This window comes from Candidatus Dechloromonas phosphoritropha (assembly GCA_016722705.1).
GTDB classification, from domain to species: Bacteria; Pseudomonadota; Gammaproteobacteria; order Burkholderiales; family Rhodocyclaceae; genus Azonexus; species Azonexus phosphoritrophus.
Genome location: JADKGN010000004.1, coordinates 24,193 through 40,615, shown reverse-complemented (window position 1 = coordinate 40,615; position 16,423 = coordinate 24,193). Strand labels below are relative to the sequence as shown.

Sequence of the window (16,423 nt, the reverse complement as noted above, 5' to 3'; positions counted from 1 at the left end):
GGCAAAAGCGTTGCCGGCCAGCAGCACAAACAGTAGCCAGAGCTGGACAGCGAGACAGCACATCAGAACCATCCCTCGACCTTGCTTCGCGTCGGGATGCCGCCCGCATGTACCACCTTGCCGTCAATCACGACGCCCGGCGTGCTCATCACGCCGTGTGACATGATCGCCTTGAGATCTTCGACTTTCTCGAGCTGGATGTCGATGCCTTTGGCCTTGGCGACCTCCTCAATCAAAGCGTAAGTGCTTTTGCAGTTGGTACAGCCTGTACCGAGTATCTTGACGTTTTTCATCATGTGTCCTTTCGGGTGGTTCAGCAACAGGCGTTGCCCTTGGCGGTGGGTGTGCAACAGGCCGTCTCCGGCATAGCCTCTATAGTCGGTGCCGGCGGTTCGGCGGGAGGCCAGGCCGCAGCGACCACGGCAGCTTCTTCGTCGAAGCTGCGGTCGAGCATTTCGCCGGCCTCGTCGCGGATATGGCGGGTGATGTCGATCGCCAGCGCAATCTGCTCCTCGCTGATGCCGTAGCCGCGCAAACGTTGGATTTGGCACAAGCCTTGTTTCGGATGATTGGATGCAATGTTGGCAGCCAGTGAAACCAGCGCGACGATGGAAGGATGCCGGACGGCGTCAGGCATGTAAACTCCTTACAAGACAGCATTGAAGATCAGGCCGACGATGAGGATGCCGCAGGCGACCACGGCGGCGAAAGTCAGGATCAAGGGCAGTTTCAGCACCTTGGGCAGGATGACCATCTCTGGCAACGAGAGCGCAATAACGCTCATCATGAAAGCGAGCACGGTGCCGAGTGCCGCGCCCTTGCCAAGCAGTGCTTCGACGATCGGTATGATGCCGGCAGCGTTGGTGTACATCGGTACCCCGAGCAGCACCGCAGCGGGAATTGACCACCACGGTGCGTCCTTGCCCATAAAAGAGACCATGAAGTCCTGCGGTACATAACCGTGGATGCCGGCGCCAATGGCGATGCCGGCGAGCACCCAGGGCCAGACGCGGCCGACGATTTCCTTGACATGCGCGACGCCAGCATCGATGCGATCAGCCCAGGTCGGTGCCGTCCCTTCGTAATCCGCCGATTGCGTCGATTGCATCTCGCGTACCCAGTATTCGAGATGTTTTTCCATGCCGAGTCGGCCGATGACGACGCCAGCGACGACAGCCACCGCGAGCCCGAGGCCAAGATAGAGCGCGGCGACTTTCCAGCCAAACAGCCCGAACAGTAGCGCCAATGCGACCTCATTGACCATGGGCGCCGAGATGAGGAAAGAGAAGGTGACGCCGAGCGGCACGCCGGCCGAGAGAAAGCCGATGAATAATGGCACTGCCGAACAGGAGCAGAAGGGCGTGACCACACCGAGGCTGGCAGCCATGATGTTGCCGACGCCGAGGCGGCGCCCGGAAAGCAAGGCACGTGTTCGTTCCGGAGCAACAAAAGTATGCACAACACCCATCAGGAAGACGATGCCGGTGAGCAGCAACAGCACCTTTGGCGTGTCGTAGAAGAAGAAATGAACCGCTTCGCCCAGGTGTGTCTCACGGGACAGGCCGAGTAGTGCGATCACGGCATTGGCGAAGGGGATCAGGCTGGCGTAGGCGGCAATCCAAGTTGCGAGGCCAAGCACGAGCCAGCTCAGGTGGGCGCGCCGCATGGTAGCCGTATTCACGCTTCCACCTTAGCTTGTCGCTTGCCAGTTGTTGCGGCGGCCTGGGTTTTCGGCAGGTATTGATCGCCCTGACAACTGTTCTGTGTCAGGAATGAGTTGAGTTCGTCCATCGTTGTGTACCCGGCGGAGTAATGGATGGATCGGCTTTCGCGTTCTCCCTTGATGAGGCCAACGCGGCTAAGATGGGACAGATGGAAGGAAAGCGCGGCATTGGGAATCCCCGGTTTTTCACCGATAGCCGTGGCATTGATGCTATCGGGTCCGGCCTCGATCAACAGGCGAAAGATGGCGAGGCGGGATTCATGCCCCAGGGCAGCGAAGATTTCAGCACCGATTAACGTATTCATGTTTCCAGGTTTATAGAAACATCAATGGGTGTCAAATGGCTTTTTTGTGACAGACCATCAAGTGTTTGGTAGCTACTGTTCTGCTGTACGCCATGGCAAGACTGAAACGCTCGGTCGATTTGTTTGCATTGGCTGTAAGTGTCAATGCGCGTTAAATTTTGACCAAGGTTGGTAGCCGCCTGACATAGGCGAACATGTGGATAATTGAGCCTGAATTGTTGCTCGACGCACTTGGCTATGGACACACGTATCAACGGCACGCTGAAGACTTGGAACGAGACTCGGGGATTCGGTTTTATCACCCCGCTGAACGGGGGGCAGGACCTTTTTGTCCACATCTCGGATTACCCAAAACGAGGTGGCCAACCGAAGATTGGGGAGCCTGTATCGTTTGAGGTTGCCCTCAACAAGGATGGGAAGAAAAAAGCTGTTCGAGTTCAGCGTCCTGGTGGCGAGCCCACCGTAGCACGTAGAGCCCCTCCGCGCGCGTCGGTTCGGCAAGGAACCTCGCTACTTGGCCGACTTGTCGGGGTCGTCCTTATCGGCATGCTTTTGGCCGCCGGCTACAAGTTTTTGGCTCCCAAGTTCAACGCCTCATCAGTGGAATCGGCCACTCTGGCTAGCACTCCCGGGGCCGCTTCCCCAGGTCGATTTTCCTGTGATGGCCGGACCTACTGCTCACAGATGACCTCCTGCGCCGAGGCCACGTATTTCCTGAGAAATTGCCCGAATACCCAAATGGATGGCGATGGGGATGGTGTGCCATGCGAATCCCAGTGGTGCACGAGTCTGTTCTCGAAATAGCTTGGCCGTGTTCTCCGCCATCCTTCAGCCCGACGGCGGGGTAGACTCCGTGAGCTAGGGTCTTTTCCTTGCCGCTGAATCGGTACTTCTGCTGCCAATACTTTGAGCCATTCGGATCGATCAGCAGGAACAACCCTTTCTCGTCCGGTAGCTTGCATGCCTTCTCGGCAGGCTTGGCGGCTCGAATTGCAGTGTCGCTTGGTGGCATTTGGGGAATACGCTTTTCAAAAAATCTTTGTACCCCCGTTTTATCCATCCCATTACACACAACTTCAACACCTCTGCGTAACATGCTGACTTTACAAGAAATGCTGGGTGGATGTGATGGGTTGGGCAGCGGAAGAATTCAAGGCGATCGACCTGGGCGACCGGCGTCTGGACAAGCGCACGGTGCTGCTGGCGGAGCGCATGGCAGCCAATCCGATGGCCAGTATCCCGCAAGCCTGCGGCGGCTGGGCGGAAACCCAGGCGGCGTATCGTTTTTTGCGCAGGACGACATCGAATGGGAAGCCATCCTGGCCTCGCACTGGGGAAGCGCCGAAACGCGCATGCGGGCGCATCCGGTGGTGCTGTGCATCCAAGACACCACGGAACTCGACTTCAATGGTCAGCGCATTGCCGGTCTGGGGCCGCTCTCGTATGAAGCCCAACGCGGGATGTACGTGCATCCCACCTACGCGGTCAGTCCGCAGCGTGAACCCTTGGGTGTTCTGGACGCCTGGATGTGGGCACGCGAACCCAAGGACGCGAGCGGCCAACGAGGTGGCCTGCTGGAAAGCACCCGCTGGACGGAGGGCTACACCCGCATCGCGGAGTTGGCGAGCAGCATGCCGGACACCCGGCTGGTGTATGTGGCGGATCGGGAGGCGGACATCGTGGCCCTGATGGTGCAAGCCCGCGAGCTGGGGCATCCCGCCGACTGGCTGATTCGTTCCCAGCACAATCGGGCGCTTCCCGAGGGCGGCAAGCTGTGGACTGAGGTCCTGGCCAGCGAAGCGCTCGGCGGCATCCGCTTCACGATGCCTTCGCGGCAAGGACAGAAGGCGCGGGACGTTCGGCAACGAGTCTGGGCAAAGCGGGTGACGGTCTCCGACGGCAAGGGGAGCCGGATCGAGGTGAGTTGTCTGGTGGCGCGAGAAGAAAGTGCCCCCGAGGGCGTGAAGCCGGTGGAATGGCGGCTGCTGACCAATCGGCCGATTAACTCTTTCGAAGCGGCGACCGAACTGATCGACTGGTACCGGGCGCGCTGGGAGATCGAACTGTTCTTCCATGTCCTCAAGAACGGCTGCCGCGTAGAGGCGTTGCAGTTGAGCACCGTGGCGCGGCTGGAACGGGCGCTGGCGCTGTTCATGGTGGTGGCTTGGCGGATTGCCCGACTCATGCGCCTGGGCCGTACCTGCCCAGACCTGGATGCGGCCTTGCTGTTCGAGCAGGACGAATGGCAAGCGGCTTACATCCTGAATCGGAAGAAGGTGCCCAAGACGCCGCCCAGGCTCAATGAAGTGGTGCGCTTGGTGGCGATGCTTGGCGGATTTCTGGCCCGCAAGGGCGATGGCGAGCCAGGGGTGAAGACCCTTTGGCTTGGCCTTCAACGCGTCGTCGATTTCGCCGCCGGGATCAGATTCGCGAGAGAGGCTCATGCGTTATGACGCGAGTTCAACTTCAAAGTGTAATTTTGAATAATTTGTGTGTAATGGAATGCGTTTTATCTCCCCATGTACCCCCGGATTGCAATAGCCTATATCGGACTGCTTTAGACGTAAAAAAGGCCGTAACCCTTGTATTTACTGGAGTTTCCGGCCTTCTTTGGACTGCTGAAAATAGCTGTTTGGTGCCGAGCCTGCATCGAACAAAGCCGGGAATGACTTGCGGCGCAAGGGTTCGCGTTTTCGGATTTTCGGAGTTACCCCCAAAGTTACCCCCGCCAAAACGATGCTGCAATTTTTTGACGGGGTCGAAGGCGGCAAATTATATCAGGGTGTTATTGCAGGGCGGTGAGCACGGCAGTCGGGTTTTTGTCGATCACGTTCAACAAGACCAGTGCCGGCCCTTGCGGGCTACGGTCACCGCGCTCCCAATGGCGCAGGGTCGCCACGGAAAAACCGAAGCGGGCGGCAAACTGTTCTTGTGTCATGGCAACGCGGGTGCGCAGCGCCTTCACGTCCACCGACTGCGGGCGATAGACACGCACCGCCTCATTGTCGCCGTGCGCGTGGGCGATGGCTTCCTGTAGCCCTTGCTTGATGCTGTCGAACGCCTTGCTCATGTTGCTTACTCCTCATGCCAGGCAGCGACCAGCAGCCCGACCAATTCAGCCAGTTCGTTGCGCTCCGCCTTGCTCAGGTTCGCCCGTTCGTTTTTGGCGAACAGGGTCAGCAGGTAAAGCGGCACGCCATCGCTGTGAAAATAATAGATCACCCGCACCCCACCGCTTTTCCCCCGGCTGCCTCGCGACCAGCGCAGCTTGCGCACGCCGCCAGTACCTTCCATCAGGTCGCCAACTCGAGGATGCGCGGCCAGGTAGTGCAGCAAGTCCCGGCGCTCGTCATCGGCCAGCAGCTTTTCAGCGCGGCGGATGTATTCGGTGGTTTCGGCGATGGTTTGCACAGGATAGATTCTAATCCAATGGATTAGTTCAAGGATAGTCTATCTGACCGGCCGGTGTGCGGCGGCTAAATTAAACGCACGCGAAAAATAGTCCCGAAAGCATGCGGTGGATGTCTCTCGAACTAACCCGGATGTTTCATAAACCCGCCGCGCGATGTCAATGTCGTGCCATTCCAGCCGTGATGCGAGTCAGCTTGCTGCGAATTTTGCTGCCAACCCGCCACGATCGGCCAAATACCCCAACTTTTGGGCATCACACCCTGCCGCCATCGATCCCTGGACAGAGCGCTGGCGAGACCTGACCTCCGCTCAAGCGGATTCGAGTCGGTAGCATGAGACGGCGTCGCCGAGTCGATCAGGCCGGTGCCGGCGGGCGCGGGACGAGGTAAAGCAACTCGGTCACCCGCGCCAGCACCCCTTCATCGGACACGACGTAGGCAAGGACAGCTTGATCCGATCCTTGTACTGCACCACGCGCACCGCCAACTTAAAGAGTTTCAGGATAATCGACAGCGGTTGCGCCTTGGCCAGTTCCGTATGCACCAGCGTGTTCTCGCGCAAGCCGTGAATCAACCCATACGCCGCACACGAATAGAACAGCCGCAGGTGATTGGCGAGGAAGGCATGATCGGAGGTCCGGTCACTGGCCAAGTCGTTCTTCACCGCCTTGATGAAGTTCTCGTCCTGCCCTCGAGCACAGTACAGCTCTTTGTAAAGCACATCAGGCGTCGGGTCGGACAGCGAGGTCACCACGTACCGCGGGTTGTCACCCAAGGCCATCACCTCGGCCTTGACCACCACGCGGTAAGCCTTGGGCCACGAGCCCGCCTGATACTCGATATCGTCGTACAGTCGTGTCGCCGCAGGCTCGGCGTTCCCCAGGCGCTGGGCGTTGGCGCTGTGTGTCTGGTGCAGCGCACGGGCTTTCTTCAGCAGCGGCTCGGCCTTGGGCGAGAGCACCTGGTTGCCGGCCAGGCCGAAGAGAAAGTCCAGATGCGGATCGGACTCGCACAAGGTCATCAGTTCGGGATTCGCGAAGTGACCATCCCCGCGCAGCAGGATGTGGGTCTCGGGCCAGGCCTGGCGGAGCAGGTGCAGCACGCGCTTGATGATGACCGCATTCTCTTTACCGGTGGGACGCTTGCCCGGACGCAGGACGGCGGTGATCAGCTTCCCGGAAAGTCCTTCGAAGAGAAACAGCGGCAGGTAGCAGTGATTCCCGTAGTGGGGGTTATAGAACGCCAGTTCCTGCTGCCCGTGAGTGGCATCCTCCGAGTGATCCATATCGAGCACGATCACGGCAGGCGCTTGGGCGTAGCTGGCGATGAAGGCGTCGACGAAGCTTTTGGCCAGGCGGTAAATGTCTTTGCGCGATACGCTGTTTTCGAGCCGGGAGAGCGTGGGGCCGGAGGCCAGGTCATTTCCCTCGTCCAGCGGGGCACGACCGACCGCCAGTTTGAACAGCGGATCGCGCCGCAGCGTGTTGGCGTCATTACCGTCGGCGTAACCGCTGGCGGTCTGGAATATCCGCTGACGAAGCAGGTCGGCCAGGGGATGGTCAATGTACGAGGCGTGGCGTTTGTCGTGAATCGCGCTGACCAGGCGGGGAATCAGGCCGATTTGCAGGTCGATGCCACGCAACAGGAGTGCGCCAAAGTCGGAGGACATCGCCCCGCCGTCAAACTCTGCCCGGATCGTAAATCCGGCGCTGGCGGGAAAGCGAAGCTGGGTTGGGATAGAATGGTCCATAGGCGGTCTCGTTTAGGCTTCTTACGAAGCGTTATTGGCGTAACCCCAATTATATCAATGGGTTAAACGAGATTCGCCTGCTTTTATGAAAAATTCGGGCTAACATCTGGATCGCCTGCGCTGCAATGGTTTGCTATTTATCAATTTCCGACATGCCCCCAACGTTGCCTCCAGCCGATTGCTGCTATCTCTATCGTTCGGTTTGTCGAGAATTTACGATGCCAAAAACTCAGACCCTTGTGGTTCCTTGGGGCATAATCCAAATAACATTATCACTCGCCGCTCTGAGGAATACGGGGCGTTTCACAGATGAGAGACTATTACGCGATCCTGGGGGTTACCCCGCAAGCCGAAGATGTGGTCATCAAGGCAGCATTTCGCGCCCTCGCTCAACGCTATCACCCGGATAAGTATTCGGGGTCTGCCGACGAGGCTCACCGCAAGATGGCTGAGATCAACGAGGCATACGGGGTGCTTTCTGACCCCGTCAAACGCAAGGCTTACGATGCTGAGTATCAAAGCACCGGCATGGGCGAGAGTGATTTCGATGCCGGTGATGCCGCCGCTGACGAGGGGGTGCAACAGTTTAGTCAGGACTGGGAAACGGCAGTGGAGTATTACCCTGACCTGACAACATTAGCAGCGACGCTGGCAAAGACCTCCAAGAGTTTGGCCTTCACGTTTCGCCTGTACATGATTACAGAAAAGGCATTCAAGAATCGGCGACAGGTCTCAGAGGTAATGCACAATGCCTTTCTGACGAGATATTTCGGCGAGCAGAAGGCTGTCCTTGACTTCGCTAAAATGCTAATCACAACTGGCCGCAAGGATGCTGCAAGAGCGCTAAATGAGGCAGTCCGGGTGCTGGGCGATGATCTTGATCCAGCTTTGGTGATCAATAAGATCACGGGCAGGTTTGGTGTTTTTCCCGAAAACCAGAGCAGACCCGCCCCAGGAAGAAATGCAGACCCTTCGAGCGCCATGTCCTTGGCAAAGGCAATGGCGCCTAACGCGACAGTCGACGACGTAAAGCGTGTGTTGCTTGAATATGGCGGCGATTTTATGATTATCGGCCTTAACTTTGCCGTCCATTGGAATGGTCAGCAACGCACATTTGCTTCTGGTCGCCACTGTATTGCTTGGTTTCAGGAGCAAGTAGGCCCATCGCTAGCTGGTGCAAGATAGGGGCCAGAAGAGTCAGGAAATTTCGGGGGTACATCGTGAGCCGTAGGGGGTGTTAATGAAAACTGGTTTGTTGTTACTTCTCACGCTTGTCACACTATCAGAAGCAGCCCACGCCGACGCGATCAAGTGCCGGATGCCAAATGGCAAGGTTGTTATCACTGATGGTGCTTGTTCTGGGGGAGCAAGCGTGGAACAGGTTCGCCCAAGCGAATATATTTCGCCTCAACGGCAGCGCCAAGCTTATGAAGTCAATGCGCGTACAGCAGCACAGGTCGAAGGCATCGAGGCCGAGAAAGCCGCCGATCGTGCGGCACTACAAAAGCAACAACGTGCAGTAGCAGCAGAGGATGCTCGACAAGCATCAATTCGCTTACAGCAGGAAATTGCAGAGAATCAGCGACGCCAGCGTGATTTGGAAATAGCGCGTGCGGCGAAGGAGGCGCGGCAACCTGAGCTAGCTGCCGACTATCAAGCGCCAGCCCCACTGTCTGTAATCAAAAGCTGCAATGGAGCAAGTTGCTCGGATCAAACCGGACAGCGATATACGACAGAGGCCGGCAAGACCACACGCAGCGATGGAGCGCGTTGTTACCAGCGAGGCAAGGTAATGTATTGCGACTGAGGAAGTTGACTCGTTTTGACTGAGGATGTCTAAGGGCCGGGTAGCAGTTGCTTCTCCAGATCCACGGCGAGAAATCTCGGGCTGGTACCCTCGCAACGGGAATCTGGACATTGAGGATGCTCCATATTATTATCGGTACTAGGCAATCACATTAGATGCCTAGACGTCGGTGGGCAATCCCCCGAGTTTGTAGTGCTGATCACGCGCTAGAGGGTCAGTACCATTGCCTAGACGCAATGTCGGGCGTGGGTTATTCCTTAACTTCAGGGGTTTCTCATGGCCGCATACAGCCGCCCGTTTCTCGTTACGTCCCGCAAAATTGCTTTTCACAAACAATCTGGCCGCTGCTTTTATTGTCGGCAACCCATGTGGCTAGGTGACGTGCAAAATTTTGCACAACAGCACCATCTGACTCTCAAACAAGCAAAACTCCTTCAATGCACTGGTGAACATCTAGTCCCTCACAAGGATGGTGGCACCGGTTGGCCGGAGAACATAGTTGCAGCCTGTCACCTGTGCAATCACAGGAGGCACGGTCATGGTCGAGAGATCGCTCCGAGCGATTACTGTTCGCTAGTTGCAAAGCGAATGGCAAAAGGAGGATGGCACCCCGCCAGGGTCGTCTAAATTGGGCATTCGATGGTTCGGCCTCCTTAACCACGCCCACCGTCACATGTTCAAGTTTTCAGCAGCTTGGCTAGTTCCCGCAGCATTGGCCGTGTGCCACCCTTGTAGGCATTCCGAGAAACAGCCGCCTTGCCTCCTGCCGACTTCGGACCGGTCGACTTATCCCAAGGTCGCCATTGCCGAATCAGCGCCGATTGTCGTGCCCTGCGTTCCGGTGTCCAGCCGTTGCTCATGTTGTTGCTCCAAAAGTTTGTTTGGCTCGATTGAGTTTTCCCAGCCTGCGGGGGCGGGCATGGTGCCGTTATTCACCTGCTGCGGCCCGTTGGCGATGTTGGCCTGCTTGGCGTAGATCACGGGCGGGTTCTTGATCGCCGCCAGCGTTTCCAGAGTCGCCCGGCACTGGCTCTGCGCCTTCAGCGCGAGCCGCAGGTACCGCTCGAAGGCATCCATGTACTCGCCCATGTTCGAGCCTGCTCGGCGTGCCAATTCGTTGAATATGGCATCCAAGGTATTGGCCTGGGTCATCAATAGGCTGTCGGCGCGTGACAGGTCGCCACTTATGATTTTTTTGTTTTCGTCGCTTAACAGGTGAATCAAGGCATTGAGATTCGTCTCGCCATAGGACTTGCTGAAAGCCTCCGTAGTGACGGCGCCGCGCACTGCCGGCGAGCAAGCGAGTTTTGCCGTGTACATTTCCTTTTCTTCGGCAGACTCAGCCTTGACCGCCAAGTTATCCGAGCCAGAATTTTTTACCTTCGCCGCAGCCGGCGTTTTGCTTCGTGATTTCGTGCTGACCATCATTCATTTCCTCGTTCAGTTACCCATGCACTGCACTACTACATGGTATTAATTCATAGTCTGCATTTTCTGCCCCCCTACTTCCTGCACTTTCTGCCGGATGTTCGGGGGTGAAACTGCACTTTCTGCCGGATCAATCCTGCACTTTTTGCCGGGAGCTTTTTTTTCAGCAGGTTTCCAGTCACGCCACGCACAAGGCTTGTAGCCATCCATAAAAAGGCCTTCGCGTTGCTTGATCGGTAGCCAAGTCACGGCATACCTTGCCCATGCGCCGTTAGCCCCATGACTGCGCGTGCGGTAGATCAGGCCATGCGCTATCAAGGCTGCAATGGAGTCGCGCAAGGTGTGTTCGCTGCCGATACCGTAACGCTTGCACCATTTGAATGATGCTTGCAGATGGCCGTTGTTATCCTTTTTCAGTTGTCGAGCAAGAAGTAGCAACAGCAATACCGCCGTCGGCTTCAGGTCGGCAAATGCGGGTGATTCAATCACGCGATGTTCTATCGCTGCATAATGTTCTGTTTTTCCGATACGCCGTGGTTTTTGTCCACGCCTTGCCTGTTCTTGACGATCAATCATCAACCGCCCTCCGTCAAGCGCCGTAGGAAGAGATAGACGCCCCAGGCTTCGCAGATTGAAAGCGTCGCAAGGTCAGGTACTACACCCAATCCTCTCAACTTAGTCCATAGTCATACGGCGGGTTTGTAAGCAAAGGACAGGTGAGGCTTTCGCTGGTTTGGCCGAGGTCGAGCACGATCAGGGATAAATTTCTGAAGGTTTTTGACGATTTCCGAGAAGATTTCCTTGGTAACTCGGGTGGTGATTTGCTGCACACCCGCCAAGACTCGGGGCAAGATACGACGTACGGTATTGAAGGCCATCGTCCGATTCACTCGCCATGGCGAATCGCTGGGCAGCCGCTCTTCCGCAGCCAGGTAGGTGGCCAGGGCATTGAGATTGTCACACACCATCTTGGCCCCAACATCCTGGCAGGCGGCCAGCCAAGTCAGGCCGGACGTGTGCTCCAGATTGAGCCGGTGTTTGATGCGCTTGAACGCCTCCTCGATACGCCAACGGCTGTGATAAAGGGCTGATTCCATTTTCACACCAATTAAGCAATAATAAGTGCATCTCAATGAGATCTGAGGTGTGGCATGGGAAGGCCGTTCAAGGGAGAGGGGTCGGTAGCGGAGGCGCTGAAGATTGTCAAAGAAGCCAAGAGTGTGGAACAACTGCGCCAGGCCCAAGCGGTTGTTCTGCCGTTGTGCTACGGTTTGAATCTTGAGCAGACCGCCGCGGTGATCGGTGTTTCGCTCAGTTGGGCCTCACGATTACGCAACGCGTTTCTGGCTGGACATCGGGTAGGCGGTGAATCGGAACCTGCACGAGGCGGACGCCACCGGGAGAATTTCACCCGAGCGCAAGAAGCCGAACTGTTGAAACCCTTTTTCGACCAAGCGGCCAAGGGCGGTATATTGGTCGTCAGTCAGATCAAGCCGGCCCTGGAGAAAGCGCTGGGACGCCCGATGGCGCTGTCCTCCGCCTACAACGTGCTGCATCGCAACGGTTGGCGCAAGCTGGCGCCAGACAAGCGACATCCGCAAAGTGATCCGACCGCGCAGGAGGCGTGGAAAAAAACTCCCCGACACCCTTGCCGAACTCCGGAGAGATTTCGCTCAAGGAACCCCGATCCGTCTGATGTTTCAGGACGAAGCGCGCTTCGGGCGCATCAACGATGTGCGTCGTGCCTGGGCGCCCCAACCCATTCGACCGTTGTGCCGGGCCATGCTCACCCACCAATACACCTACGCCTACGCGGCCGTCGATGTGGATACGGGCGCGCTTGACTCGCTGATCTTGCCGCACGTCAATACGCCGTGCATGCAGCTATTCCTCGACGAAGTGGCGGCACGCCATCCGATGGATCGGATCGTCATGGTCCTTGACGGTGCGGGCTGGCATGCCAGCCAAGCACTCAGAACACCCGAAAACATACACCTGCTACCGTTGCCTCCCTATGCCCCTGAACTCAACCCGGTCGAGCATCTCTGGGATGAACTGCGCGAGAAGTTCTTCCACAACCTGGCCTTCGATAGCATCGATGCACTTGAAGATCAACTCGAATCGAGCCTCAAAACCCTTGAATCAGAGCACCAGCGTGTCCGCTCAATCGTACACTGGCCGTGGATAGTTAATGCATTAACGAATTAGAAACGGAATGAGAAGCTTGTGGCCGGATACCGCGCGGTATCAAGCAAGGAGGTCATCAAGACCCGTACCTTGCCAGTCGGCGTCACCTGACGAATCAGGCGAACCATAGAAGGCAGACGCGGACACTCGTAATCAATGGCATCCTGACGATGCGGTGGCGGCAATGTCACCTGCGCCTCATCTTCTCCGGATCGCATGAACTGGGTGATGGCAGAAAAGGAAGCGGACGAATCACAGCGTATGCAAAAGGGGATACCTCGATGCAACAGCGCCGCGACCAACCAGGCACCCGGATACCCGCGATCAAGCACCAGCATGTCCTGAGCACCGAGTCGGTCAAGCCGCTCAAACAACATCTGACGTTCGCCGACCAGCGAACTGTGCAAAATCAGCGAGTCGAACAATTCGATCCCTGGCCGAAACAAACCGAAGATGGCCGCTTCTCGAATATGGCGGCGCCCTTCCAGGTCAAGCAAGGTCAGACGTACCTTCGATGCATCCGCCGCCAAGACCCGCAAGCCTTGCCAGTCCGGCTGCTGCGGAACGACCTCATCGACCAGGCGCAGCAATTCTGTATTGAGCGGCTCAAAGAGATTGGCGACCAGATGGCTGCGCGCCTTTGAGAAGGCACTGGCCGTGATCGCCCGACAAAGGCGGGTTCTTCCGGCAAGCAGGGCAAAGAAGGAATCAAGCTCCGCCTGAACTGCGCCGCGAATGCCGGTGAGCAGGAAAGCGATCAGATTCGTGAATGGCAATTCACGGTTTCGGGTGAAAAACCGAGGCTCGCGGCGGGCGGCGGCAAGGAAATTGGCGCCATGAATGTAGTCCGTTAGCCGTGAAACGATATTGGCATATTTAGGCCGTCATATAACGCCTATTTATATCAATTGGTTACATGCTCGATTATATCTTGGCGCGGCCAGATGGCAAAGTTGCCAAAATTAGATGACAGACCGCTAAGTCAAGAGGATTGGTACTACACCAAGCCCTTGAAAGCGATAGGCGAGCGCGTACAGGCTTTCCAGCCAATCATCATTTGCCATGATCTACGCCCCCCGCCAGCAGAACGTATCGGGCGACACTGTGTAGCCTGCCGCACTCCGTTTGCTGCCGCGTTCGCAAAGTCTGAATGTTGTACCCGTGCCGGTGCTTCAGTTCATGGACGCGAGCCGCAGGCATCAGAATGTCCAGGTTACGCCGCGCCTCGATTGTCGTCACTGGCCCGCAGCGCAGGGCATCCAGCAGGCGTTTGCGTTGTGCCGATGCGGAAAGGTCTGCATAATGGGCGGCGAGTGTTTTACGGGCTGCCTTCGGGTGGCCTTTTTCTTTTTTCACGATCGCCCCCTACTTCGCAGATGCCAGATAGGCGCGGATTGAGTCGACCGACCATACGGTTGTCCGGGGGCCAAGTTTTTTTGCTGCCGGTGCTTTGCCACTACGAACCCATGCCCACCAAGTCGACTTGCTGACAGGGATAACTGCAGGGATTGGCGGATTTGCTTTCGCATCGCCAATGATATTCCGGAGGCGAAGAAAGCCGGTTTCGGGGAGTTGATGAGCCATGGTTTCCTTGTTCGTCCGTTGTTGGACGTGTTTTTCAAGGCTCCATGTTGCGGCGTTTTGAAAATCTAGTCAGACACAGGTTTTTCAGGTTTTGTGTCTAGATTTGCATGACCATGATCGAGTGTTGGCCGACCGCTTCGCCGTGGCATCGCAATTGTTCCGTGGCCAAATGCATAGACTCCACCATCCGGGTTACCCCTTGGTAAGTCTTTAACAAATTGCCCGTGCTGTTTGTAGATATCCTCAACATCCCGCCTTGAGATTTCCAGCTCGTCTGCAACCCCTTGGAAATCAAGGTCAGCATTAAGCCCGCCACCAGCGAGCCGATGATTTTGCAGATACCCCAGCACTTTGGAAGCAAGGTCTTTTTGGCGAGCCGCCTTTTCTCGCTGACCTTTCCTGATCTTAGGCCAGCCAAAGACCACGTTGGGGTCTTCAACCTTGCCTGCTTCAAGTTCCGCTTCTGCTTTCAGCAATGCATCTGTTGCCCATTCGGGGATGACCGCTTGGAACCTAGCACATAAGAAGACGACGAAAAGAAGTGCTGAGCGATCTCCAGAATCAAAAGCTATGCGGACATCATCGATATAGCGCAGGATGGCGTCATCGCCAAACATTTTCTCTTTTAGGCTTTCAGAAAGCTCGATCATGGCGCCCCTTTCACGCTCTACCCTTATTCAGAAGCCATAGAGGCCACGCCAGCCGCGTAAGGGTGTCCCGGCTTTCCCTCCGTCGAGGTAGGCGCAGGTAACCTTTATGCTGCGCTGCCGTGCAGCGGAATGACGTCCGCCCCCGCCTTCAGTTTGTCGAGATAATCCGCCCATAGCTGCATCATCGCTTTGCGTTCTTTTAGGAACTTGGTGCGGTTGTATGCTGTACCAAGGGTATCCGACACGCTGTGCGCAAGTTGGTGTTCAATCACTTCCGGCTTCTGATGCAGTTCCTCGTGCAGAATCGTTCGCGCCATCGCCCGGAAGCCGTGTCCGGTGATTTCCGTTTTCGTGTCGTAACCCATGCGGCGCAGAGCAGCATTCACGGCGGCTTCTGACATTGGTTTCTGTGGATCGCGGCCGGGGAAGACGTAGCGCCCATGTCCGGTCAGGGCATGTAGCTCTTTCAGGGTCGCCACCGATTGCGATGCGAGTGGCACAAGGTGTTCTGTTTTCGTCTTTGTCACCAGATAGCGCCACTCGGCTTTGTCGAAGTCAAACCCTGCCCATTCTGCCTTGCGTAGCTCGCCAGGACGCACGAACAGCAACGGGGCAAGTAGCAATGCTGACTTGACGACGAACGTGCCTCTAAAGCCGTCGATAGCCCTCAATAGCTCGGCAACTTCTGCCGGGTTCGTAATGGAGGGCAGGTTCGCGGTTTTTGCAGGCGGGATTGCGCCGCGAAGGTCAGGGCAGGGATCGCGTTCAGCTCTGCCGGTGGCGATAGCGTAGCGGAAGCATTGGCTGATTTCGCTTTTGGCTTTGTGCGCCGTGTAGCGTGCACCTCGTTCATCTATCCGCCGCAAGGTTGCCAGTATCTCGGGGGCGGTGATTTCAGCGATTGGCCTGCCACCCATCCAAGGGAATACATCTTTTTGCAGCCGGGCCAGCGCCTTGGTGTATTGGGCAGGTTCTACAGTGCTGCGTTTGTGTTCGAGCCATTCGCGGCAAATCACCTCGAAGCTGTTGGTGGCGCGTTCAACTTTCGTCGCCTTGGTCGCCTTCCGGTGTTCGCCGGGATCAATTCCAGACGCGAGCAGTTTGCGAGCCGCCTCTCGCTGCGTCCTTGCTTCCTTGAGGCCAACATCTGGATATACCCCAAGTGAGAGGAGTTTTTCCTTGGTGTCGACCTTGTAACGGAATCTCCACCATTTGCCGCCAGTAGGGGTAACTATCAAAAATAAGCCACGTTCGTCAAACAACTTGATCGGCTTGGCGCAAGGCTTGGCATTCCGCACTGCTGTGTCGGTTAGAGGCAATTGGGGTAACTCCTTTCGTCACTAGGCGGTTACCCCTAAGAGTTACCCCTGATTTGATTCGGATGGTGTTGGACTAAGTTACCCCATATAAGCCAAAAAGACAATAAAAAACCCGCACTTAGGCGGGTTCTCTGGACTTGCTTGGACTGCTTAAAACAGCTACTTGGTGCCCCGAGCCAGACTCGAACTGGCACACCTTGCGGCGGCGGATTTTGAATCCGCTGCGTCTACCGATTCCGCCATCAGGGCAAATGGATGGC

General features: G+C 56.7%; 16 protein-coding genes, 1 tRNA gene and 4 pseudogenes. 5 read left to right on the top strand and 16 right to left on the bottom strand.

Annotated features, from left to right (window positions below):
- Positions 1 to 62: 62 nt before the first annotated feature.
- From IPP03_05895 to IPP03_05880, 4 genes are read right to left on the bottom strand one after another with little or no spacing between them, the layout of a single operon-like run.
- Positions 63 to 293, bottom strand: a complete 231-nt coding sequence (locus IPP03_05895) for a TM0996/MTH895 family glutaredoxin-like protein (GenBank protein ID MBL0352190.1) — start codon at positions 291 to 293, stop codon at positions 63 to 65.
- Between the two features lie 20 nt (positions 294 to 313).
- Entirely contained in the window at positions 314 to 637 is a 324-nt protein-coding gene (locus IPP03_05890; protein MBL0352189.1) for a hypothetical protein, read from the bottom strand.
- A 9-nt stretch (positions 638 to 646) separates the two neighbouring features.
- Positions 647 to 1,666: a permease gene (locus tag IPP03_05885; protein ID MBL0352188.1), complete on the bottom strand. Its 1,020-nt coding sequence runs from the start codon at positions 1,664 to 1,666 to the stop codon at positions 647 to 649.
- A gap of 11 nt (positions 1,667 to 1,677) precedes the next feature.
- Positions 1,678 to 2,028, bottom strand: a complete 351-nt coding sequence (locus IPP03_05880) for a helix-turn-helix transcriptional regulator (GenBank protein MBL0352187.1) — start codon at positions 2,026 to 2,028, stop codon at positions 1,678 to 1,680.
- Between the two features lie 237 nt (positions 2,029 to 2,265).
- Between IPP03_05880 and IPP03_05875 the strand changes: the two genes are divergently transcribed.
- Complete coding sequence (locus tag IPP03_05875) at positions 2,266 to 2,832, top strand: cold shock domain-containing protein (GenBank protein MBL0352186.1); 567 nt, start codon at positions 2,266 to 2,268, stop codon at positions 2,830 to 2,832.
- A gap of 19 nt (positions 2,833 to 2,851) precedes the next feature.
- Here IPP03_05875 and IPP03_05870 read toward each other — a convergent pair.
- A pseudogene (locus IPP03_05870) lies at positions 2,852 to 3,040 on the bottom strand (DUF4102 domain-containing protein).
- A 146-nt stretch (positions 3,041 to 3,186) separates the two neighbouring features.
- Between IPP03_05870 and IPP03_05865 the strand changes: the two are divergent.
- Positions 3,187 to 4,481: pseudogene (locus tag IPP03_05865) on the top strand (IS4 family transposase).
- Between the two features lie 332 nt (positions 4,482 to 4,813).
- On the opposite strand, the gene IPP03_05860 reads toward IPP03_05865, so the two are convergent.
- The 3 genes and pseudogenes from IPP03_05860 to IPP03_05850 form a co-directional block, all read right to left on the bottom strand.
- Complete coding sequence (locus IPP03_05860) at positions 4,814 to 5,098, bottom strand: helix-turn-helix domain-containing protein (GenBank protein MBL0352185.1); 285 nt, start codon at positions 5,096 to 5,098, stop codon at positions 4,814 to 4,816.
- 5 nt (positions 5,099 to 5,103) lie between these two features.
- Positions 5,104 to 5,439 carry a type II toxin-antitoxin system RelE/ParE family toxin gene (locus tag IPP03_05855; GenBank protein MBL0352184.1) on the bottom strand — a complete coding sequence of 112 codons (336 nt, stop codon included), beginning with the start codon at positions 5,437 to 5,439 and terminating at the stop codon, positions 5,104 to 5,106.
- A 355-nt stretch (positions 5,440 to 5,794) separates the two neighbouring features.
- A pseudogene (locus tag IPP03_05850) lies at positions 5,795 to 7,188 on the bottom strand (IS1380 family transposase).
- Positions 7,189 to 7,497: 309 nt separating this feature from the next.
- On the opposite strand from IPP03_05850, the gene IPP03_05845 reads away from it, so the two are divergent.
- Together IPP03_05845 and IPP03_05840 are read left to right on the top strand one after the other, a co-directional pair.
- Positions 7,498 to 8,373 carry a J domain-containing protein gene (locus IPP03_05845; protein ID MBL0352183.1) on the top strand — a complete coding sequence of 292 codons (876 nt, stop codon included), beginning with the start codon at positions 7,498 to 7,500 and terminating at the stop codon, positions 8,371 to 8,373.
- 55 nt (positions 8,374 to 8,428) lie between these two features.
- Positions 8,429 to 8,995, top strand: coding sequence for a hypothetical protein (locus IPP03_05840; protein MBL0352182.1), 567 nt, complete (start codon positions 8,429 to 8,431; stop codon positions 8,993 to 8,995).
- A gap of 786 nt (positions 8,996 to 9,781) precedes the next feature.
- Here the strand turns inward: IPP03_05840 and IPP03_05835 are convergent.
- The 3 genes from IPP03_05835 to IPP03_05825 all read right to left on the bottom strand — a co-directional run bounded on the left by IPP03_05835 (position 9,782) and on the right by IPP03_05825 (position 11,520).
- Positions 9,782 to 10,351, bottom strand: coding sequence for a hypothetical protein (locus tag IPP03_05835; GenBank protein ID MBL0352181.1), 570 nt, complete (start codon positions 10,349 to 10,351; stop codon positions 9,782 to 9,784).
- Positions 10,352 to 10,468: 117 nt separating this feature from the next.
- Positions 10,469 to 10,999 (bottom strand): hypothetical protein, encoded by a 531-nt coding sequence (locus IPP03_05830; GenBank protein ID MBL0352180.1) that lies wholly within the window; start codon positions 10,997 to 10,999, stop codon positions 10,469 to 10,471.
- Positions 11,000 to 11,109: 110 nt separating this feature from the next.
- A complete protein-coding gene (locus IPP03_05825; protein ID MBL0352179.1) occupies positions 11,110 to 11,520 on the bottom strand; it encodes a hypothetical protein in 411 nt (136 codons plus the stop codon).
- Between the two features lie 508 nt (positions 11,521 to 12,028).
- On the opposite strand from IPP03_05825, the pseudogene IPP03_05820 reads away from it, so the two are divergent.
- Positions 12,029 to 12,388: pseudogene (locus IPP03_05820) on the top strand (transposase).
- Between the two features lie 239 nt (positions 12,389 to 12,627).
- Here the strand turns inward: IPP03_05820 and IPP03_05815 are convergent.
- The 5 genes from IPP03_05815 to IPP03_05795 all read right to left on the bottom strand — a co-directional run bounded on the left by IPP03_05815 (position 12,628) and on the right by IPP03_05795 (position 16,412).
- On the bottom strand, positions 12,628 to 13,386 hold the full coding sequence (locus IPP03_05815) for a hypothetical protein (GenBank protein ID MBL0352178.1): 759 nt from the start codon (positions 13,384 to 13,386) through the stop codon (positions 12,628 to 12,630).
- A gap of 277 nt (positions 13,387 to 13,663) precedes the next feature.
- Positions 13,664 to 13,966, bottom strand: a complete 303-nt coding sequence (locus IPP03_05810) for a helix-turn-helix domain-containing protein (protein ID MBL0352177.1) — start codon at positions 13,964 to 13,966, stop codon at positions 13,664 to 13,666.
- A gap of 293 nt (positions 13,967 to 14,259) precedes the next feature.
- Positions 14,260 to 14,844, bottom strand: a complete 585-nt coding sequence (locus tag IPP03_05805; GenBank protein MBL0352176.1) for a hypothetical protein — start codon at positions 14,842 to 14,844, stop codon at positions 14,260 to 14,262.
- Between the two features lie 104 nt (positions 14,845 to 14,948).
- Positions 14,949 to 16,163, bottom strand: coding sequence for an integrase arm-type DNA-binding domain-containing protein (locus tag IPP03_05800; GenBank protein ID MBL0352175.1), 1,215 nt, complete (start codon positions 16,161 to 16,163; stop codon positions 14,949 to 14,951).
- 164 nt (positions 16,164 to 16,327) lie between these two features.
- A tRNA-Leu gene (locus tag IPP03_05795) sits at positions 16,328 to 16,412 on the bottom strand.
- Between the last annotated feature and the right edge of the window lie 11 nt (positions 16,413 to 16,423).